The 19443-nt window shown below is 64.0% G+C and carries 20 protein-coding genes; 13 read left to right on the top strand and 7 right to left on the bottom strand.

Annotated features, from left to right (window positions below; genetic code table 11):
- Positions 1-32 precede the first annotated feature (32 nt).
- From ABH922_RS23935 to ABH922_RS23895, 9 genes are all read left to right on the top strand, one after another.
- Positions 33-470 carry a DUF6325 family protein gene (locus tag ABH922_RS23935; protein ID WP_424809303.1) on the top strand — a complete coding sequence of 146 codons (438 nt, stop codon included), beginning with the start codon at positions 33-35 and terminating at the stop codon, positions 468-470.
- Positions 467-751, top strand: a complete 285-nt coding sequence (locus ABH922_RS23930) for an SHOCT domain-containing protein (protein ID WP_424809302.1) — start codon at positions 467-469, stop codon at positions 749-751. Before ABH922_RS23935 ends, ABH922_RS23930 begins: the two co-directional genes overlap by 4 nt.
- Positions 752-931: 180 nt before the next feature.
- The gene (locus ABH922_RS23925) at positions 932-1972 is read left to right on the top strand and encodes an ABC transporter substrate-binding protein (protein WP_424809301.1); all 1041 of its coding nucleotides are present in this window, start codon (positions 932-934) and stop codon (positions 1970-1972) included.
- On the top strand, positions 1969-2739 hold the full coding sequence (locus ABH922_RS23920; protein WP_424809300.1) for an ABC transporter ATP-binding protein: 771 nt from the start codon (positions 1969-1971) through the stop codon (positions 2737-2739). Before ABH922_RS23925 ends, ABH922_RS23920 begins: the two co-directional genes overlap by 4 nt.
- Positions 2736-3557 carry an ABC transporter permease gene (locus ABH922_RS23915; protein WP_424809299.1) on the top strand — a complete coding sequence of 274 codons (822 nt, stop codon included), beginning with the start codon at positions 2736-2738 and terminating at the stop codon, positions 3555-3557. Before ABH922_RS23920 ends, ABH922_RS23915 begins: the two co-directional genes overlap by 4 nt.
- A gap of 65 nt (positions 3558-3622) precedes the next feature.
- Positions 3623-4282, top strand: coding sequence for a GntR family transcriptional regulator (locus ABH922_RS23910; RefSeq protein ID WP_424809298.1), 660 nt, complete (start codon positions 3623-3625; stop codon positions 4280-4282).
- Between the two features lie 38 nt (positions 4283-4320).
- A complete protein-coding gene (locus ABH922_RS23905) occupies positions 4321-5289 on the top strand; it encodes an Ldh family oxidoreductase (protein ID WP_424809297.1) in 969 nt (322 codons plus the stop codon).
- Positions 5286-6587, top strand: a complete 1302-nt coding sequence (locus tag ABH922_RS23900; RefSeq protein WP_424809296.1) for an acyl-CoA thioester hydrolase/BAAT C-terminal domain-containing protein — start codon at positions 5286-5288, stop codon at positions 6585-6587. Before ABH922_RS23905 ends, ABH922_RS23900 begins: the two co-directional genes overlap by 4 nt.
- A gap of 32 nt (positions 6588-6619) precedes the next feature.
- Positions 6620-7489 carry a DUF1684 domain-containing protein gene (locus ABH922_RS23895; RefSeq protein WP_424809295.1) on the top strand — a complete coding sequence of 290 codons (870 nt, stop codon included), beginning with the start codon at positions 6620-6622 and terminating at the stop codon, positions 7487-7489.
- Here the strand turns inward: ABH922_RS23895 and ABH922_RS23890 are convergent.
- Positions 7473-8396: a hypothetical protein gene (locus ABH922_RS23890; RefSeq protein ID WP_424809294.1), complete on the bottom strand. Its 924-nt coding sequence runs from the start codon at positions 8394-8396 to the stop codon at positions 7473-7475. The two genes, ABH922_RS23895 and ABH922_RS23890, sit on opposite strands and share 17 nt — an antisense overlap.
- A 50-nt stretch (positions 8397-8446) precedes the next feature.
- On the opposite strand from ABH922_RS23890, the gene ABH922_RS23885 reads away from it, so the two are divergent.
- Positions 8447-9073 (top strand): TetR/AcrR family transcriptional regulator, encoded by a 627-nt coding sequence (locus ABH922_RS23885; protein ID WP_424809293.1) that lies wholly within the window; start codon positions 8447-8449, stop codon positions 9071-9073.
- Between the two features lie 11 nt (positions 9074-9084).
- Here ABH922_RS23885 and ABH922_RS23880 read toward each other — a convergent pair whose 3' ends face one another.
- Positions 9085-9522, bottom strand: coding sequence for a PAS domain S-box protein (locus ABH922_RS23880; protein ID WP_424809292.1), 438 nt, complete (start codon positions 9520-9522; stop codon positions 9085-9087).
- A 336-nt stretch (positions 9523-9858) separates the two neighbouring features.
- Positions 9859-10656 (bottom strand): TauD/TfdA dioxygenase family protein, encoded by a 798-nt coding sequence (locus ABH922_RS23875; protein ID WP_424809291.1) that lies wholly within the window; start codon positions 10654-10656, stop codon positions 9859-9861.
- A gap of 142 nt (positions 10657-10798) precedes the next feature.
- Here ABH922_RS23875 and ABH922_RS23870 point away from each other — a divergent pair, with 142 nt between their 5' ends.
- Genes ABH922_RS23870 through ABH922_RS23860 form a run of 3 tightly spaced genes read left to right on the top strand, consistent with a single transcriptional unit; the run spans position 10799 to position 15591 of the window.
- Complete coding sequence (locus tag ABH922_RS23870) at positions 10799-12394, top strand: ABC transporter substrate-binding protein (protein WP_424809290.1); 1596 nt, start codon at positions 10799-10801, stop codon at positions 12392-12394.
- Between the two features lie 8 nt (positions 12395-12402).
- On the top strand, positions 12403-14721 hold the full coding sequence (locus tag ABH922_RS23865) for a molybdopterin-dependent oxidoreductase (protein WP_424809289.1): 2319 nt from the start codon (positions 12403-12405) through the stop codon (positions 14719-14721).
- Positions 14722-14778: 57 nt separating this feature from the next.
- On the top strand, positions 14779-15591 hold the full coding sequence (locus ABH922_RS23860) for a siderophore-interacting protein (RefSeq protein ID WP_424809288.1): 813 nt from the start codon (positions 14779-14781) through the stop codon (positions 15589-15591).
- Between the two features lie 9 nt (positions 15592-15600).
- On the opposite strand, the gene ABH922_RS23855 is transcribed toward ABH922_RS23860, so the two are convergent.
- The 4 genes from ABH922_RS23855 to ABH922_RS23840 form a co-directional block, all read right to left on the bottom strand.
- Positions 15601-15891, bottom strand: coding sequence for a hypothetical protein (locus tag ABH922_RS23855; protein WP_424809287.1), 291 nt, complete (start codon positions 15889-15891; stop codon positions 15601-15603).
- A gap of 129 nt (positions 15892-16020) precedes the next feature.
- A complete protein-coding gene (locus tag ABH922_RS23850) occupies positions 16021-16464 on the bottom strand; it encodes an SRPBCC family protein (RefSeq protein ID WP_424809286.1) in 444 nt (147 codons plus the stop codon).
- A 3-nt stretch (positions 16465-16467) separates the two neighbouring features.
- On the bottom strand, positions 16468-18021 hold the full coding sequence (locus ABH922_RS23845) for a succinic semialdehyde dehydrogenase (RefSeq protein WP_424809285.1): 1554 nt from the start codon (positions 18019-18021) through the stop codon (positions 16468-16470).
- 78 nt (positions 18022-18099) lie between these two features.
- Positions 18100-19416, bottom strand: coding sequence for an MFS transporter (locus ABH922_RS23840; RefSeq protein ID WP_424809284.1), 1317 nt, complete (start codon positions 19414-19416; stop codon positions 18100-18102).
- Between the last annotated feature and the right edge of the window lie 27 nt (positions 19417-19443).

Genomic DNA, 19443 nt, shown 5'->3' with positions numbered 1-19443 from the left:
TATCGGCATCCACGAAGGGCGAACACACCACCATGTCCACTCGAGACCAATTCGGTCCGATCGAATACGTCGCCGTCGAGTTCCCCGGCGGCAAACCGACCTCAGCCGGGTTCGAGGAACTACTCGCCCTCGTCGACAACGGTGTCATCCGCATCCTGGACCTCGAGTTCGTGACCAAGGCCGCCGACGGCGCCCTCACGGTGGTACCGGCGTCCACGTTCGAGCTCGACGACTTCGACCTCGCCCAGTTCGACGGTGCCGCCTCCGGTCTGCTCGACGCCGACGACGTGGCGACCGTCGGGGAGGAATTGGCGCCGGGCAGCGTCGGCGCGGTACTCGTCTACGAGGAGTTGGCGATCTTGTCCGTCCTCGAGGCCTGGAATCGAAGCGGCGTACAGGTTCTCGCCGAAGGACATCTGTCCGTCGACGAATTGGCGACCGTCCTGGACGAAACGGAGAACGACAAATGAGCTTCATCCGACGCGCAAGCCGGGTAGCCGTGGCCAGTTCCATTCACGGAAACGTCCAGCGTCGCCAGCGCACCAGGTGGGCTGCCGAGGATCAGGCCAAGGCAGCAGCGCAGCCGGTGACGCCGATTCCCGATCTGCCACCCTTGCCCCCGCAACCTGGCTCGGAGGTGTCGATGGACGAGAAGATCGAGCAACTGACCAAGCTCGGTGAACTCAAGACAGCCGGTGTCCTGACCGACGCGGAGTTCGAGACACAGAAGGCGCGCATTCTGGCGAGCTGATCGAGACCACCCTCGTAGGGCCGACCGTTTCGTCACACGGTCGGCCCTTTTCGTGCGGTGACACAGTCCGTGCGGGCCCCGGGAATGTGATGTATCCGACGTTGATGTATTACTTGACAGCATCTGATGCATCAGATGAACTGCACTCCGAAAGCTAAAAGAACCTAAAGGAGGCGTTTCATGGCGCAGTTCAGTCGTCGCGGTTTTCTCACCGGAGCTTCCGCAGTCGCGCTGCTCGCTGCAGCGACCGCGTGCGGTGCGAAAAGTGGTGACGGCGGCTCCGACGGGTCGGGGAACGCAATGACGTTCCTCTACTCCCCGTATGCCGACTACGCCCCCTTCTTCGTCGCCAAGGAGAAGGGCTACTTCGCCGACGAGGGACTCGACGTCACCTTGACACAGAAACCCTCCAGCGGCGACACGGTCCAACTGCTTGCCACCGGCGCAGCTCAAGCCGGTGGCATCTCCTGGGCCGCAGCACTCTTCAACCAGGCGAACTCCGACGCCGCCTCGTCGGTCAAGGTTCTCAGCGGAATCTCCAAGATCGGTACGACAGGCAAGAATCCGGCACCGTTCCTGGTTCGCAAGGAGTCCGGCATCACCGATGTCGCCGATCTGAAGGGCAAGAGAGTGGGCACCCTGGCCAAGGGTGGATTCGGCTACTACTCGACACATCTGGCGTTGGAGTCGGCCGGACTCTCGATCGACGACGTCAATCTGGTCAACGTGGATCTTTCGAGCCTTCCGGCAGCGTTCGAGAACGGCGGCGTCGACGCAGCCTGGACGATCGAGCCCATGTCGAGCGCGCTCGAGCGGGAAGGTCTCGCCGTCGACATCCTGCCCGTCACCTATCACGCCGGTACCGAGGTCGGGGCCCTGGCCATGTCGACGAGCTTCCTCGAGAACAACCCGGACTCGGCGGTCAAGTTCATCACGGCCTACCTGCGTGGCGTGCAGAGCGTGGAGAACGGCGGCTGGCAGGACCCCGAGATCCAGGCGATCATCTCGAAGTACACGAAGCTCTCGGCCGATCTGATCCCGGAGATCGGTCTGTCGGTCTACGACCCGCAGGGGCGCATCGACTGGGACAACGTCACGGCCCAGGAGGAGTACTCCAAGGAGATCGGTGTTCTCTCGTACAAGGACACCGGACGCCTCGAGGCCACCCTCTTCGCGCCCGAGTTCCTGCCCAAGGCCGTCGCTGCCCTCCCGACATCGTGAGCGCCAAGGTCGAACACCTGTGGAAGGGCTTCTACGACGCGCGGCGTCGCGAAGTTCTCATCGCGATCGAAGACATCGATCTCGACATCGCGCCCGGTGAATTCATCTGCGTCCTAGGCCCTTCGGGCTGCGGAAAGTCGACGTTGCTGCGCGTACTCGCCGGCCTCGAGACCCCGGATGAGGGGGCCGTCCACACCGAAGGACGGCCGTCGATGGTCTTCCAGGACCACGGCCTTCTGCCCTGGCTGACGGTGATCGACAACGTCGCCTACCCACTTCGCCTGCGTGGGATGAGCAAGCGTGAGCGGCGGGAGAAAGTGCGTCCACTACTGGACACCGTGGGGCTGGCCGACTTTGCCGCCTACTACCCACACCAACTCTCCGGTGGCATGCGCCAACGTACGTCCGTCGCCCGGGCCTTGGCCGACGACGGCCCGATCCTGTTGATGGACGAGCCTTTCGGAGCACTCGACGAGCAAACCCGCGTCGACCTCCAACAAGAACTGCTCCACATCTGGTCGAGTACCGGTAAGTCGGTAGTCTTCATCACGCACAGCGTCGACGAGGCGATCGCACTCGCGGACCGCGTCGTGGTGATGTCCCCGCGACCCGGTCGCATCGTCGCCGACATCCGGGTTCCCATCGCCCGCCCTCGCGACGTTCTGCGCCTGCGTAGCGATCCCGCCTACGTAGAGCTCACCAGCACACTGTGGTCGCTGCTCGAAGGCGCGGCGTCGCAAGCGGAAAACTCAGGAGCTACCACATGACCAGTGCCGAGAGGGACCTGACCGAAGTTCGAGAGCGAGTACAGGAAGCAACTCGCCGTCGCGGCCGAGGATCCTGGTTGTGGAAGCTGAGCCCACTCTCGCCGATCCTTCTTCTCCTCGTCTGGGAGGGGGCCTCCCGATCGGGAATGATCGACGCGCGGTTCTTCCCGCCACCGACCACGATCATCGGTACGTTCGGCGACATGATCTCCTCCGGGGATCTGTGGGACGACAGCGCGGCCACGCTCACGCGAGTGTTCGTCGGTTTCCTCATCGGAGCGGTACCGGCGGTACTACTGGGCATCGCACTCGGATCGGTGCGAGTGCTCCGGGCCGTATTCGGCCCGATCATCACGAGCCTGCTGCCCGTGCCGAAAGTGGCGATCTTCCCACTGCTGATCCTGATCTTCGGCCTCGGCGAGATGTCGAAATACGCCATCGTCGCCATCGGCGTGTTCTTCTACATCTTCTTCAACACCATGAGCGGTGTCCTGCAGACGCCACCGGTCTACCTCGACGTCGCGACGGCCAACGGGGCGAGCGCACTGCAACGCTGGCTCACCGTGGCGCTGCCGTCGGCGCTGCCCAACATCTTCACCGGACTCCGTCTCTCCATCGCGGGTGCGTTCGTGATCATTGCGGCAGCCGAGTTCGTCGGCGCCGAAAAGGGTCTGGGATTCCTCGTCTGGAGTTCCTGGTCGACGTTTGCCGTATCGAAGATGTACGTCGGGATCATCACGATCTCCCTGTACGGCTACCTCGCGGCGCTTCTGGTCGGATTCTTGGAACGGCGGCTGGTGCCCTGGTCCAAACAATGACCGTTCGAGCAGTGACACTATCTGGTTGGACAACTGTGTGAGTGACAAGCGGAATGGGGTTCTCGATGAGTACCGATGTGGCGGCGGACCGGATCTACGCCGAGTTGCGGCGACGGATCATCTCGACGGAGCTGCGTCCGGGAAGTCTGTTGCACATCCGCGATATCGCAAACGAATTCGGCACTTCGCCCACTCCGGTACGCGACGCCCTCCAGGTGCTCGACCGTGACGGACTCGTGGAAGTCTCGCCGCGGGCTCGGACGCGGGTCAAGCCGGTCACGTTGAAGTCGTTGGTCGACGTTCTCGACATCCGCGAGGCGACGGGCCCGATGTGCTGCCGACTGGTCGTGCAGTACGCGACGGACGCCGACATCGACTCCTTGGAGGAAGTGGTCGAGCAGGTCTACGACGGTGCCGACCACGTCGAGACCATTCTCAGCGCTTCCCACGATTTCCACTGCCGGGTCGCCCTGCTGTCCGGAAACGCTCGGCTGCACCAGATCACCGAACTGTGCCTGCAAGACCTGGAAAGATCCCTGCGCGTCTGCGGCGCCGAACCACACCGGGGCGGCGAAACGTCACTCGTCGAGCACCGGGCGCTGCTCGCGGCGTTTCGCGCCCGTGACGCCGATCTGGCCATGTCGATCGAACTGGCACACATCCAAACCTCACGTACCGCCATCTTGGCCCTTGCCGTCGCGAGCGGCGCGTTCTTCAACAGTTGACAGTGCACCGGTCGTCGAAAATCGAAAGTTGGTTGTCCGTGGTTCGAAGCACGAGTCGCGTCCAGGTCTCGGCCGGGGACGCGACTGAAACAATCGCCGCTGCGCTCAGCGGCGACACTGCGGACGCCGACGTGGTCGCAACCGCAGCAGTATGGGCAGATCTCTCCGGATGGCAGGCCCTCGGCACCGATCTGCTCGCCCGCGAGATGGCACGTTCGAACGCCGACGAACATCAGGCGAGCACTCGTAGGTCCGCGACGACGTGTGCCGTGGACGCGAACGGTCAGGTGGGACCGATGGCCCTGGCGCTGGCCTGCCGCCTGGCCGGCGACAGTGCAGTGGCCGCGGGAGTGGGCGTGACGACGATGACCGGCCTCACCGGAACCGGCAGGCTCGCACCGTATGTCGCGGCCATCGCCGATCGAGGGCTGATCGGCGTCATCGCCCTGCAGTCCCCTCCCGTCGTCGCTCCCTTCGGCGGAACCGGACGAGCGATCGGTACCAATCCGTTGGCATTCGCCGCGCCACGAGATTCCGAGAAGGCATTGGTGGTCGATCTCGCGACGGCATCGATGTCTCTTGCGGAACTGGCCCGATACACCGACGGCGGCGCCGAGTTGCCTGTCGGTACCGCACTGGACTCCGACGGCGTCCCGACCCGCGTCGCCGAAGACGTGTTCGCTCTGCTGCCGGACGGATTGACCAGCTCTCTGGTGGGGCTTCTCGTGGAGACACTCGCCGGCGCGCTCGGCGGCCAACAATCCACCGACGGTGGTCGAGGCGGATTCGTGCTGGCGATCGCGCCGCCTGACGATCTGGATCTGTCCACCCGAATAGACGAGATCGCGCACCGCTGGCACACCGCCGGCGGTCACGTCCCGGGCGAGTCGGTACCGCTACCCACCGAGCGTGAACCCTACGATCCAGCGGCGCGAATCGACGTCGACGAGACGTGGTGGCAGGGGCTTGTGGCTGTTTCGAAGACCAAGACAGAGGAAACTGTATGAAGCTCAGTGTATTCCCCGAGGACGACCTCGTTGACGTACCACGACGGATTCTCCTCGAGGGCGCCCCGGCCAGGTCTCGGGTGACTCTGACCGCCCGAACAGTTCGCCACGGAGTTCCCTGGCTGGCGCGGGCGACCTACCTCGCCGACGGCGACGGGGCGATCGACGTCAGCACCGATGCCCCCGTCTTCGGCGACTACGGCCGGATCGACGCGATGGGACTGTTCTGGAGCCAACGCCGCGATCCGGACGCTCCGCACACCCACACCGACGCCGTCCGCTCGGCGCCGCTGACCACCGTCGTCGACGCCGAAGTGGAAATCGACGTCGACGATCCGAACCCGGCTCCGACGGCCACGGCGACGCTCACCCAGCGGTTCGTCACCGCCGGTACGACGCGCCGCGAACTCGACCACGACATTCTGCGCGGAGTCCTCTTCACCCCACCCGGCGACGGACCGTTTCCCACCGTCGTGATCCTGGCCGGTTCCGGGGGCGGAACCATGGAAGAGGCGGGCGCTCTGCTCTCCTCCCGCGGCTTCCAGGTGTTGGCGTTGGCGTACTTCGGTTACGCGGATCTGCCCGTGAACATCACCGGAACTCCCCTCGAGTACCTCGAGCTCGGACTGAAATGGGTACGCGCAGAGCTGAACCCACTGGGTGGGAAGGTTGCCGTCCACGGCTCCTCCCGCGGCGGGGAACTCGTCTTCCTACTGGCCTCGCGCTACCCGGAACTGGTCGACGCCGTGGTCGCGGTAGCGCCGGGGGCCATGGTGCACGGCGCACAGACCGGTGGCGGATCCGCCGGATGGACCGCACCGACGTGGACCGTCGACGGTCAACCGCTCGAACATCTCTGGCACGACAACCGGGCTGTCACCTACCAGCCGTGGACGGGTGACGTTCCGCCCGACCGCCACACCTCCGTCTATCGGGACGGCCTTCGTGACGGCCGGTTGGCGGCAGCGAGCCGAATCCCGATCGAGCAGTTCCACGGACCGGTCCTGTGCGTGTCCGGCATGGATGACCGGGCCTGGCCGGCAAGCCTGTATTCGCGGATGGTGATGGCCGCTCTCGAAGACGCCGGCCACCGCGCGGAGCGACTGCATCTGGACTACCCGGATGCCGGCCATACCTGCCCGGTCCCGAACACCCCGTCCACGGACATCGAACGGATTCATCCGAAGAACGGCGTCCCCTTCAACGTCGGCGGCACACCAGCCGCTGCGGCCCACGCCGGTGCGGACTCGTTCCCACAGGTGTGCGCCTTCCTCTCCCGCGCACTACGCGGCGAATGACCACGCAACCAGCTTTCCGGAAAGGAATTTTCATGCCCGTAGTCGAACACCTCGAGGGACAATGGCGTGAATGGCGTCACGCGAGGGTCGCCGAGTTGACGCGCCCCTACGGTTGGACTTCTCTGGTTGCCCAGCACTGGCTCGAGGAAGGCTCTGCGCCACGCGAATTGGACCTTCTCCCCGGCACGTGGTCGGTGGAGAACGGCGCCGTCATCTTCACACCGCCGGCGGACGGACCGACGCTCTCGGTGAACGGAGAACACCAGCGGACACCGGTGGAGATCGTCCACGGTCGCAACCAGTCGTTCGGCCACGGCAAGAGCGTTGCCGTCTACTTCGGCGATCTCGAGGTCGAGACCATCGACCGGACAACCGATTCCGGCTCGCCGATCTTCGCGGTCCGCGTCCGTGATCCCCGCGTGTCCGCCTCGAAGGACTTCTCCGGGCTGTCGGCTTTCGACTACAACCCCAACTGGCGTATTCCGGTGACATTCACCCCCACACCGCGCGACGACGTCCAGGCCGTCACCGTCGAACCCGGAGTGCGGGAGACCACCACCTGGATCGGCACGATTGCCTTCGAACACGGTGGATCGACGTACGACCTCACGATCATCGGCAAGGACTCGGCGCAGGGGGTGACACCCGTGGCGCATGTTCGTGATCTCACCAGCGGCAACGAAACCTACGGCGCAGGCCGCGTGGTCAATCTCGAGTGGGCCGACGAGGCCGGTGAGCGCATCGACTTCGTCGACTTCAACTATCTCGTGGCGCTCCCGTGCGCATTCACGAACTTCGTCACGTGCCCACTGGTGCCGCGCGAGAACCACGTGGATTTCGCGATCGACGCCGGCGAGAAGCGTCCGGATCAGGATGTGGACCGGGTCACGACCTTTCGGTAGGTAGCACACCTCGCACCGCATCCGCGGTGGTGACGGTGTGCAGCCATGTGGGACGGGTGATCGGGTTCTCCCCGATCACCCGTACCGCGTGCGCGGTGACCGCGGCGGTGGCCCGCGACTGACCCCGTCCCGTTGCCCACACCTGCGATCCGGATGCGCTGCGAGCCAGGGCGATCCAACGATCAGAACCCCACATCCTCCCCGGCACCACCTTCTGCAGAAACGGCGCCCACGTCATCGCAGCCAAACCCATTGTTGCCGAAGACGTGTCAAGGCGAAGATACGTCCGCACCGCAACACCGAGGTCTCGGGTCAGCGCGTGCTGATCGGAGAAGTCCGCCCGCACCGCCGGGCCGGTTCGATATCCCGGCACCACGCCGGGTATTGGAAACATCTTGGCGCCGGTGTAGTTTCGGACCGACCTGCCGTCCGGGTCGCGGAAGTGCGTTCCGAGCTTCGAGTACGTCCACGCCGTTGCGGCCGGCCCGTGCAATTCACCACCACCGAGGCCGATCACGATGTCCACCGGACCGTTACCCTCGCTGTGCGCTTGCGCGGCAAGCACACTCGTCAGACCCGGAGCCAACCCGACACCGACGAGCACCGGCCCGTCGACGCTCTCCAACGCGTCACAGTACGACGTGGTGGCCGAAATCTCGACGAAACTCGCGCCGCCGCGGACCGCACCCTGCGCCAGTCGCACGTCTTCGAACCCCGATGCATTGACCACGACGTCGTAGCCGGGCACCAGGGCCGAGTACGCATCCACATCGGTAAGGTCGACGACGACGTCGGCGCGGGCGCGATCACGGCCGGCGGCATCTGCGAACACCCGAGGATCTTTCGCCAACAGTTCCGTCAGGTGAATTCCGACGGCGCCGTAACCACCGAGAACCAATACCTTCATCGTCACGTCCCCACGTCGCTAGAGCTTCACTCTAGAGTTAGACTACAGACATGAGCGACCCGCATTCCGGAGATACGTCGGCCAGGCACAAGATCATCGAAGCCGCGCGCGGCCTGTTCGTGAATCCCGGATACGCAGCCGTCACCATCAAACAACTCGCTGCAGCCGCAGGCGTCTCGGTACAGAGCGTGTACTTCGTCTTCGGCAACAAGCCCAGCGTGCTCTCGGCCCTGATCGACGTGTCCGTTGCCGGCGATCAGGAGAAGACTCCGACACTCGACCGCCCGTGGGTGGCCGCTGCATTGGGCTCGCCGCACCCATTGGGACAACTTCGAATTCAAGTCCACCACGGTCGACTCATCCTCGAACGGACCGCCGACATTCTGCTCGCTCTACGCGCCGCGGCATCGGCCGACGACGACGCGGCGCAGCTGTGGCAAATCAATCGCTCTCAACGACGAACCGTGCAGGAGCACCTCATGCTCGGCCTCGTGGAAAAAGCGCCGTTCGTCGATCTCGACACAGCAGTGAACGTCGCCTTGACGCTGTCGAGTCCCGAAACCTATACCGACCTGGTGGTCGAGTCCGATTGGTCGGGTAAGCGCTACGAGGAGTGGGTGGTCACCACCCTCGCCGAGACGCTGGGTCTGAATCGAACGGTCAGGACCAGACCCTGAGCGGTGGCGGGCTATCCGTTCTTGTCCAGAGCGTGCCGCGGATTGTTCCACAACCGCTCCGTCAGATCGTGCAAAACCGCCAGCGTGATGGTGTCGTCGTCGCGTCGCAACAAGGACTGACTGACCGTTGCGCGCACCAAGGTGCTGTCGGCGTGTACGAACTCCTTGATCGCGCCCGGTTCCGAACTCAGCTCACGATGAGCTTGCTCCGCACTCACGTCGTCGGCGTCCTTGTCGTACAGGATGTCCTGCAAACGAAGTGCTGAAACGTCTTTTGTGGGATAACCCAACATGTCCGCAAAGGATGGATTGGCGAAAACAATGCTGCCGTCCCGGTGAACTGCCATCACTGGTACCGGCAACCTGTCCAGAAGGATCAGGGCCGGCATCTGCTCCAGATCGGCGATCAACGATTTTGTCGGCTGCGCAACATTGCGGCGGCGTTCCATAACACGTCCTCTCATGTTGCCCGAAGTCGAGAACAGTCTAGCTTCCCAGCAAATCAGCGGTTGACTTCCCGCCCCGACGACGAGGACGAAGTCGCCGACGAGCCGTCTGCGCCTCGACGTACATGACCCGTCCGGACTGAACGTGCGAGGTCCGGCGTCACGGGAGAAGGAGCAGTTCGACGATCATCCACCGCATCGAGCAAATCCGTCGCTCTCCACGCGGAGGGCGAGGTTCGAGACCGTCGGACACACGGAAACAGCGGGGTGAGAGCAGCCTCTCCCCGCTGTCCCCGAGTCGGTGAACTCGGTTCTATCCACTTCTCACTCGGGCTCGTCTCACTCGGGCTCGACGGCCAACACCTTCCGATAGCGACGGGGACCGGTGCCGTAGTCGTCGATGGCGTAGTGCCACGTCGCCAGGTTGTTCCAGAGCACGAAGTCTCCGGCTTTCCAGCCGAACCTGATGGTGTACTGGGGTGAGGACGCGTGCGCCAGCAGGAATGCGAGAACCGACCTGCCCTCGGACTCCGGTAGGCCGGTCAGTCTCGAGGCGCTGCTGCTGATGAACAGGCCCTTACGTCCATTGCGATCGAGACGCACGAGCGGGTGTTCGATCGTGGTTTCGATCTTGCCCCTCTCGGCGCCTTGCGCATAGTGGCGGGCGTCCGAATCGTAGACCGCCGACACCCCCTCGAGCAGCGCCTTGTACGGCTCGGACAAATCGTCGTACGCTGCCTGCAGATCCGCCCACAAGGTATTACCGCCGAGTTCCGAAACCTCTTCGAAAACCAGGGATTCGATCGAAAAAGGTGGGTTTCGCCACAACCCGCCGATATGCCAGGTACTCGCTTTGCCCGTGGACCTCACGTCGTACGGGTAGACCAAGGGATTCGCTTCGTGCCGAAGAGCGGTCGGATGATCGAACGGTTCGTCGAAGATTCGCACCGCTTCGACCTGTTGATCCGGCGTCAGGTTCTGCCCGCGAAAAACGAGCACCTTGTGCTCACGAAAATCACGGACCAAGGACTCTCGAACCGATTCGGAGACTGGAGAACTCAAGTCGATGCCGTCGATCTCGGCTCCGAACGCAGTCCCGGCGCGGCGTAGCTCGTAGGTGTTCAACGTGGCTGTCATACCGTTCGACCTTAGGTTCGTCTCGGGCCTGTGGTGAAGGGTTTGAATCAGCGCTCTTCTAACTCCACGTGATTTCGCGATTACCAGTACGTTGACTATCGCTCGGTCACCTTCACCTCACGTAGACAGAACAGAGAAGCTCATGAAACGAGGACTGTCCATCCTCGCGGTCTTTGCCGCCACCGCCGTCGCTGCGAGTTGCAGCTCCGCCTCGGATTCCGGCGGATCATCTTCCGCGGAACCGAGATCCGGTGGCCACATCACCGTCGGAATCATCGCGCCCTGCGGGCTGGACAAGGCCCAGACCTCCGGCTGCAACTTCACCAACGTCGAGGTGGTGGACAATCTGACCGAGCAACTCCCGGACACCGGCGAGGTGGTGCCGTGGCTCGCGGAATCCTGGGAGGTCTCCCCGGACGGCAAATCCTACGTCTTCCACCTCAAGGACGGCGTCACCTTCAGTAACGGGGAAAAGTTCGATGCCGACGCCGTCAAGCTGAACTTCGACAACGTGGTCGAACTGGGCAAGCAGGGTCGCGCATTCCAGTCGTCGGCCTACCTTCAGGGATACCAGGGCTCTACCGTCGTCGACCCACGCACCATCAAGGTCACCTTCGAAAACCCCAAAGCCGGTTTCCTGCAAGCATTGTCCGAGAAACCCCTCGGGATCATCGCACCGGAGACCATCAACACCAAGACGCCCGAGGAACGACTCGCCCAAGGTGTCATCGGCAGTGGCCCCTTCGTGATCAGCAATGTCGTTCAGGACCAGAAAATCGAGGTCGAGCGGCGTGACGACTACCAATGGTCGTCGCCGAAGAATGCTCACAAAGGAGCCGCATACCTCGACGGGATCACCTTCCAGATCCTTCCGGAGAACGGCGTCCGCACCGGAGCCCTCCTCAGTGATCAGATTCAGGTAGCGACCACCGTCCCGTCGAACGACTCCGAGAACATCAAGGCTCAGGGCTTCGACATCGTGTCCCGCTCCTCGGCCGGCGTCGTCTACACCTACTACGCGAACGTGAAGGATCCCGTCCTCGGCGACGAAGCGGTCCGAAAGGCGATCCAAGTGGGTATCGATCGAAACGAGATCCACGACACCGTCTTCGACGAGTACCAGAAGGTGCCCACCAGCATCCTGTCGACCACGCATCCCAATTTCACCGATCTGAGTGCCGGTCTCGCCTACAACCCCGACAAGGCGAAGCAGATTCTCGACAGCGCCGGATGGATACCCGGCGGCGACGGGATTCGTGAGAAGGACGGCCAGAAGCTCTCGGTCGGCATCCAGTTCAGTGCGTCGAGCGACAAGCCGCTGCACGAACTCGCTCAGCAGGAACTGAAGAAGATCGGCGTCGACCTTCGAATCGATCAGGTCAGTGCAGGCGAATTGACCACCAACCGCAACGCCGGAAACTGGCAGTTGCTGTACGGCAACCTGACTCGGCCCGACCCCGACGTCCTGGTCTCGTCCTTCGCGCCGGGCTACAGCCAGTTCTTCACCAAGGATTACGACCCGCAGTTGCAGGATCTTCTCGCAGCGCAGAGCCGAGAACTCGATCCGGACAAGCGAAACCAGCAGACGGCGGAAATCCAGCGCATCATCGTCGAGAAGGGTTACGCGTTCCCCGCGACCGAGGGCAGCCAGACGCAGGCCGCCGGACCCAAGGTCCACGGCCTCTCGTTCCAGGCTCCGTGGTGGCCGTCGTACGTGGACGCGTGGATCGAGAGCTAGCTACCGCGATGACCGACACCCAACCGCCAGAAATCCGCGAAGTACCCACCGCAGGGCATTTCGGCACGTACCTCGCACGATCCGACGGCAACACGATCGTCGGATTTCGGCCCAACCCGATCGACGGCGATCCGTCGTCGATCGGGTTGGGGGTGCCGTCGACACTTGCCGCACCGTCGCGACTGACCACGCCGCTGGTGCGGCGCGGCTACCTTCGACACGGACCAGGCGATACTCGTCGTGGCTTGTCCGTGCGCGGCGACGACCCGTACGTCGCGGTCGACTGGGATACCGCATCGGATCTGGTAGCCGGTGAAATCGACCGGGTACGTACCGAACACGGAAACTCGGCGATCTTCGGCGGATCCTACGGTTGGGGATCGGCCGGACGTTTCCATCACCCGCAGTCACAGATTCACCGGTTCCTCAACCTGGCCGGTGGATACACCGCATCGGTGGAGTCGTACTCCTCTGCTGCGATGCAGGTGATTCTTCGCCGAGTCGCAGGCGGATACGCGGGTGTACTGGCCTCCAACCCGACCTGGGAGGAAGTCGGCCACCATCGCAGTCTGGTGATCGCATTCGGCGGGATGGCAGCGCGGAACAGCGCGGTCAACGGCGGCGGAATCGGGGTGCACCGCAACCTCGCCGATCAGGTGACTGCCCGGCGGGCGGGCGCAGAGTTCGTCCTGGTGTCCCCCGCCTCGGGCGACGCTCATCACGATCTCGATGCCCGATGGCTGTCCATCGTTCCCGGCACGGATGTGGCGGTCATGCTCGCGCTGGCGTACGAGCTGGTCGTCTCCGGTCACCACGATCGGGACTTCCTCGACCGCCACACCGTCGGCTGGCCCCGATTCGAGGACTACCTGCTCGGCCGCAGCGACGGCGTACCGAAAACACCGCACTGGGCCGCGCAGATCTCGGGAGTGCCCGCAACGGCCATCAGCGAACTGGCACGTAAAACCGTCGGCCGGAGAACTGTGTTCACCACGTCGTACTCCTTGCAGCGAGCCGACCACGGTGAGCAGGCTCCCTGGATGGCATTGACCTTGGCCGCCCTGACCGGCAATCTCGGACTTCCCGGCGGCGGATTCGGCTGTGCGCTGGGAGCTCTACACCAACTCGGCGTCCCCGCGAACGGATTCAAGCCCGCCGCATTCGATCAGGGTATCCGACCGATCGACTCGTTCATTCCCGTTGCACGTATCACCGAGATGCTGGAAAACCCCGGTGGCACTTTCGACTACGACGGCGGGAAATACACCTTCCCGGACACTCGGTTGGTCTACTGGGCAGGCGGGAATCCGTTTCACCACCACCAGGATCTCAATCGACTCGTCCGGGCCTGGCAGCGGCCGGAGACGATAGTCGTTCACGAACACTTCGCCAATTCACTTGCACGCCATGCCGATATCGTTCTTCCGGCCGCAACATGGCTCGAACGCAACGACTTCGCCGCCGGGGCGGACGATCACCTGTCCGCGATCGTGAAAGCCGCCGAGCCACCCCCAGGTGTACGCACCGACTACGAGATCTTCGCCGGCGTCGCCGCGCGCCTCGGATTCGGCGCCGCCTTCACCGAGAATCGCACTGCGGACGAATGGGTGATCGAGCTGTACCGGCAGACCAGACAACGCGCCGCCGACGCGGGGCACCCCATCCCCGACTGGGACGAGTTGCGTCGACGCGGCGTGGTTCCGGTGCCACCGATACCCACCGTGGACGGACCGTTGCGGCTGCTCCGACAGGACCCCGCGGCGCACCCCGTCGCGACGCCGTCCGGCCGAGTGGAGATTTTCTCCGAGACCATCGACTCGTTCGGCTACGACGACTGCCTCGGCCACCCGGCGTGGTTCGAACCTCGAGAATGGTTGGGCTCGAACGCTGCTCACACCTATCCTTTGCATCTGCTCTCCGGACAACCCGACCGCAGACTCCATTCACAATTCGACAACGGGTCGCACTCACGCGCCGGGAAGGTACGCGGGCGAGAGCCGATCCACATCAATACCGACGACGCCGCCGACCGCTCGATAGCGGACGGCGACGTGGTGCGGGTATTCAACGATCGAGGACAGGTCCTTGCCGGCGCACGGTTGACGAACACCCTCCGACGCTCGGTGGTGCGGCTGTCCACCGGCGCATGGTACGACCCCGTGACCCCCGGGGGGCTCGATGTACACGGTAATCCGAACGTGCTCACCGCCGACCGGGGAACCTCGCGGCTCGCCCAGGGACCGAGCGCACACAGCGCTCTCGTCCAGGTGGAGAAGTACGAGGGACAACTCCCCCCGATCACAGTGTTCGACGCACTACCGCAGTGACCGCGTTGCGACAGGATCTGTCCCCACTGCGATACGCCGAAGTCGTAGGGTCGAACCATGTCTTTCTGCGAGCCCGCCCGCGTCGTCTCCGCCGTCTCACTGACCCCGCACATGCGTCGTATCAGCATCGAAGCGGAAGGCGACTGGAACTGGCCTGCCGGTGGTCAGGGCGACGAACGTATCGACCTCGCTTTCCCGAAACCTGGTGAGACGGAAGCCGACTACGAGTTCTTCAACCATCCCGATTACGGCAGAGCAGATCTCGGGACCGAGCCGCCGTGGCGGCACTACACGGTCCGCAAGGTGCACGACGGGGGTCGACGTCTGGACATCGACTTCGTCGTACACCCGGGGGGACTCGCGGCGGATTGGGCGATGCGCGCCGAGCCGGGCCACCTGCTCGGAGTCTTCTGGTCGGAAAGCTCGCGCTCGCACTACCAGTCACCGAGCGGTCCGCGTCGACAACTACTCGTTGCCGACGCCACCGGCTTGCCCGGTCTCGGCAGAATCGTCGAGGAACTCCGCGAAGGCGATGTCGCACATGCGATCATCGAGATCGAAGCGGAAGAAGATCGGCAGGAGTTCACCACTCGCGGTCAAGTCACGTACTCGTGGCTCGTGGGGAGCGGTCTCGGCAGCTCGCCGAGCGCACTCTTCGATGCGGTGAAGACGATGGACTTCCCGAATCTCGATGCGGATGACACGTACGCGTGGGTGGCGTGCGAGAGCGCAACGAGCCGCCGTATTCGTAAGCATCTGAGGGAAATTCGCGGAATGGCTCGCGACAGACATAACGTCGTGGGTTACTGGAGAGAGGGCGCCGACGGTCACGTGTCGGGTATGAACGACGAGGTCACCGTCGACGCCTGAGCGCCGGTGTCACTGCTGAGCCGGCTTCTCGGCCGGCTTCTCGGCCAGCAGTTCGAACAATGCGCGCCGCGCCTCGGCGATGATCGCCTCGGCCTTGGCTACCTGCTCCGGGCTGCCGCCGGCCGCAACCGCGGCGACGGCGCCGCGCAGCAGACCTGTTGCCGGACGTAGCGTTGCGCCGGCTTCGGTGAATTCGGGCCGGCCGAGACCGCGACGACCGTGCGGTCCGCGTCCTCTCCTGGGTCCGTGCTCACGGCGAGGATGTTCGTGCATTTCGGGATGGTGATGTGGTGCGTACATGGTGTCCTCCTGGACAGTTGTTGTTTTGTTGACGTATCGACGATATATCGACAATAGCTCGAAAGCAAGACCCTCTGAAAAAAAGGAGCTGCACCCGTACCGAGTGCAGCCCCACCTCCCACATCCACGCTAACTCTCGAGAAACGCCTTGATCCGAGTCAGCGTGGTATCCATTCCGGACTGCATCAGAGCATCCCGATCGCGACCGAGCAGGCCGCTTCCGGACAGCAGCCGCACGTACAGGGCGGGCCTGGCGTAGATTTCACGGGTCTCGGTCAGAAGCGTTCCGATGCCCGACGGTTCCACGATGTACGTCCAGCGCGCTTTCGGCTCGTCCGAATCGAAGGCGAAGCGCTGCCCCGGCACCGACTCGACCACCGTGCAGTGTGTGTTCCACCGGATCAGACCGTGTCGGTTGGTTCCCTTGAACTTTGCGCCGACAGTGCCCGGTGTACCGGAAGTCCATCTGCCGCCGGTGTTCTCGGGACTGAATCGGCCCATCCCCTCGATGTCGGAGATCAGGTTCCACACCAGAGCGGGAACGGACTCGATGTACGCGAACGAACGGTCCACCGACTACCGACCCGGCACCCAGGACATGATCTTGATGGCATGAGGCATCAGCTTGGCCCAAGCCTTGGCCGGAACACCTCGTGGGCCGCCGAGATTCATCACGCGAGTAGTGGCAACCGTCTGCGGCTCGGTGTACTTGATCAGGCCCTCCGCCCCGTGACGACGACCCACGCCGGAAACTCCCATGCCACCCATCGGTGCCGCTGTACTCCCCCACGTGGGTGCGTAGCCCTCGTCGACGTTGACGGTACCGGCATGAATCCGTGCCGCGATCGCTTCACCTGCGGCCTTACTTCCCGCCCAGACGCTGGCATTGAGGCCGTATTCGGTGTCGTTCGCCTGCGCGATGGCCTCCTCCACATCCTTGACCGGGTAGATCGAGACCAGCGGACCGAACGTCTCGTCGCGGTAGCACTCGGCGTCTTCGGGAACCCCGGTCAGCAGCGTCGGCTCGTAGAACAGCGGTCCGATGTCCGGGCGGGCCTTGCCGCCGGCTATCACCGTCGCACCCTTGACCACCGCGTCGTCGACATGCGACGAGATGGCCTTCACCTGAGCCTCGGACACCAAACTGCCCATCTCGACCCCGAACTCGTACCCCGCCGCAAGACTCATCTTCTTCACGCGCTCGCCGAACATCCGGGTGAACTCCGGTGCGATGGATTCCTCGACGTAAATGCGCTCGATCGAGATGCACAACTGGCCCGAGTTGGAAAAGCAGGCGCGTACCGCAGCATCGGTGACCTCGCGCAGATCCGCGCCCGCCGCGACGATCATCGGGTTCTTGCCACCGAGTTCGGCGGAGAAGCCGATCAACCGGCGTCCGGCCTGCTCGGCCAGGAGCTGACCGGTGGCAGTGGATCCGGTGAACATGAGGTAGTCGGTGTTCTCGACCAGTGCGGTGCCCACCACCGAACCCGGCCCCGGAACCACGGCGAACAGATCGCGCGGCAAACCCGCCTTGTACAGCAGTTCCACACACGCGAGGGCGCAGTACGGCGTCTGGCTGTCCGGCTTGAGGACGACGGCGTTGCCGGCCAGGAGCGCGGCGATCGCATCGGAGACAGCGAGGGTCATCGGATAGTTCCACGGCGAGATGACACCGACGACACCCTTGGGCTGATAGCGCACGACAGTCTTGGTCAGACCCGGAAGCATCCCGGACACTCGACGCGGACGCAGCAACTTCGGGGCGACGCGGGCATAGTGCCGTGCCGTCATCGAGATGTCGAGAACTTCCTCCTGCGCGGCCGCTCGCGACTTGCCGGTCTCCGCTTGCGCCATGTCCATCAAGGCGTCGCGGTTCTCGAGAATCAGGTCGCGGTAACGATGGAAGACAGCGGCGCGCTCGAGGACGGGCCGCTTCGCCCATTCCTTTTGCGCGACGCGGGCACGGGAAATGGCCGCGAGCGCGTCGGCGGCGGTGCCGACCGGTATCGTCGCCAGCTCTTTGCCGGTGAAGACCTCGGTGATGGACTTCGTCGGGCGATCGGCGACATTGTCGATGGCGATCAGTTCGGCGAGCCGCGAGAAAGTCGCTGTGGACGGAGCTGGCATATCGTTACCCCTACTGGTGAGTAGTTCTTGGAGTTACACATAACCTACCCCGTCGGTGGCATCGATCACAGTGCCTGATCAGATCGAACTCTCCGACAACTCGGGTTTCGGCCGGGCCGCGATCATCAAGGACAACACCGCGGCAATCCCACACAGGCCGCCTGCCACCAGAAAGGCCGCGTTGTAGGACCCGATCTGATCGCGAACCAGACCGGCCAAGAATGCGACCACACCAGCGCCGATCTGATGCGAGGCCAGCACCCAGCCGAACACGATGGGCGCGTCGGCACCGAAATGCTTACGGCACAGTGCGACCGTCGGCGGTACCGTCGCCACCCAGTCCAGGCCGTAGAAGATGACGAAGGCAAGCATCGGAGGATGCACGGTGTTGGCGAGCAGCAGCGGCAGGAACAGCAGCGAGATCCCACGAAAGAGGTAATAGAACGCGAGCAGCTTGCGTGAGTCCATGCGGTCGGTGAACCAACCGGACGCAATGGTGCCGACGATGTCGAAGATGCCGACCACCGCGAGCAGCGAGGCCGCCGTGGTGACCGGCATGCCGTGATCGTGAGCCGCCGGCACGAAATGCGTACCCACCAGGCCGTTCGTGCTCGCGCCGCAGATAGCGAAAGTGATCGCCAGCAGCCAGAACACCTTCGTTCGAGCAGCCTTCGACAGGACGGAGAGCGCCCGACCCGCAGCCCCACCCCGGCCGTTGACGTGCACCGCCGGAGCAACGTAGTCGGCCGGCGCGCCGTACGGCGTCGTACCCACGTCGGACGGATAGTTCCGCAGGAAGAGCAGGACGAACGGCACGACGGCCAGGGCCGCGAAGGCGACCGTGAACGCGACGCTCTTCCAGTCGTAGACCTCGGCGAGCTTCGCCAGGACCGGCAAGAACACCAACTGCCCGGCCGCGCCGCCCGCGGTCAGGATGCCGGTCACCAGACCGCGCTTACCGACGAACCACCGATCGACGACGGTCGCGACGAATGCCAACGCCATCGATCCGGTCCCGAGACCGACGAACACACCCCAGAGCAGGATGAGCTGCCAACTCGAGGTCATGAAGATCGTGAGCCCACTACCCAGGGAGATCAGCACCAGCGCCGCAGTGACCACCTTGCGGATACCGAACCGTTCCATCAAGGCGGCGGCGAACGGCGCCGTGAGCCCGTACAAGATCAGATTGACCGACACCGACGCCGAGATGGTCGCTCGCGACCAACCGAAATCGTCGTGCAGTGGATCGATGAGCACCGACGGTGCCGCCCGGAACGCGGCGGCACCGACCAACGCCAGGAACGTCACAATCGCCACCGCCCACGCGCGGTGGAATCGAGGCGCGGAGTTACGGGCCGAATCCGTGTTCGGCAATGCGGTCTCTGAAGTCACCAGGTAAGTCTGCCGATCCCGATCCGC

The sequence above is a fragment of the Rhodococcus sp. 27YEA15 genome, from assembly GCF_049739425.1.
Taxonomy (GTDB): domain Bacteria; phylum Actinomycetota; class Actinomycetes; order Mycobacteriales; family Mycobacteriaceae; genus Rhodococcus_F.
The sequence above is the reverse complement of the archived record's forward strand: the minus strand, read 5'-3'. Positions and strand labels throughout refer to the sequence as shown.

What these genes read in the sequence shown, in the direction of transcription:
- ABH922_RS23855 (WP_424809287.1), bottom strand. Translation starts at nt 15,891, where the DNA reads ATGTACGCACCACATCACCATCCCGAAATGCACGAACATCCTCGCCGT.
- ABH922_RS23890 (WP_424809294.1), bottom strand. Translation starts at nt 8,396, where the DNA reads ATGAAGGTATTGGTTCTCGGTGGTTACGGCGCCGTCGGAATTCACCTG.
- ABH922_RS23875 (WP_424809291.1), bottom strand. Translation starts at nt 10,656, where the DNA reads ATGACAGCCACGTTGAACACCTACGAGCTACGCCGCGCCGGGACTGCG.
- ABH922_RS23895 (WP_424809295.1), top strand. Translation starts at nt 6,620, where the DNA reads ATGCCCGTAGTCGAACACCTCGAGGGACAATGGCGTGAATGGCGTCAC.
- ABH922_RS23870 (WP_424809290.1), top strand. Translation starts at nt 10,799, where the DNA reads ATGAAACGAGGACTGTCCATCCTCGCGGTCTTTGCCGCCACCGCCGTC.
- ABH922_RS23860 (WP_424809288.1), top strand. Translation starts at nt 14,779, where the DNA reads ATGTCTTTCTGCGAGCCCGCCCGCGTCGTCTCCGCCGTCTCACTGACC.
- ABH922_RS23885 (WP_424809293.1), top strand. Translation starts at nt 8,447, where the DNA reads ATGAGCGACCCGCATTCCGGAGATACGTCGGCCAGGCACAAGATCATC.
- ABH922_RS23845 (WP_424809285.1), bottom strand. Translation starts at nt 18,021, where the DNA reads ATGCCAGCTCCGTCCACAGCGACTTTCTCGCGGCTCGCCGAACTGATC.
- ABH922_RS23900 (WP_424809296.1), top strand. Translation starts at nt 5,286, where the DNA reads ATGAAGCTCAGTGTATTCCCCGAGGACGACCTCGTTGACGTACCACGA.
- ABH922_RS23935 (WP_424809303.1), top strand. Translation starts at nt 33, where the DNA reads ATGTCCACTCGAGACCAATTCGGTCCGATCGAATACGTCGCCGTCGAG.
- ABH922_RS23910 (WP_424809298.1), top strand. Translation starts at nt 3,623, where the DNA reads ATGAGTACCGATGTGGCGGCGGACCGGATCTACGCCGAGTTGCGGCGA.
- ABH922_RS23915 (WP_424809299.1), top strand. Translation starts at nt 2,736, where the DNA reads ATGACCAGTGCCGAGAGGGACCTGACCGAAGTTCGAGAGCGAGTACAG.
- ABH922_RS23925 (WP_424809301.1), top strand. Translation starts at nt 932, where the DNA reads ATGGCGCAGTTCAGTCGTCGCGGTTTTCTCACCGGAGCTTCCGCAGTC.
- ABH922_RS23880 (WP_424809292.1), bottom strand. Translation starts at nt 9,522, where the DNA reads ATGGAACGCCGCCGCAATGTTGCGCAGCCGACAAAATCGTTGATCGCC.
- ABH922_RS23865 (WP_424809289.1), top strand. Translation starts at nt 12,403, where the DNA reads ATGACCGACACCCAACCGCCAGAAATCCGCGAAGTACCCACCGCAGGG.
- ABH922_RS23930 (WP_424809302.1), top strand. Translation starts at nt 467, where the DNA reads ATGAGCTTCATCCGACGCGCAAGCCGGGTAGCCGTGGCCAGTTCCATT.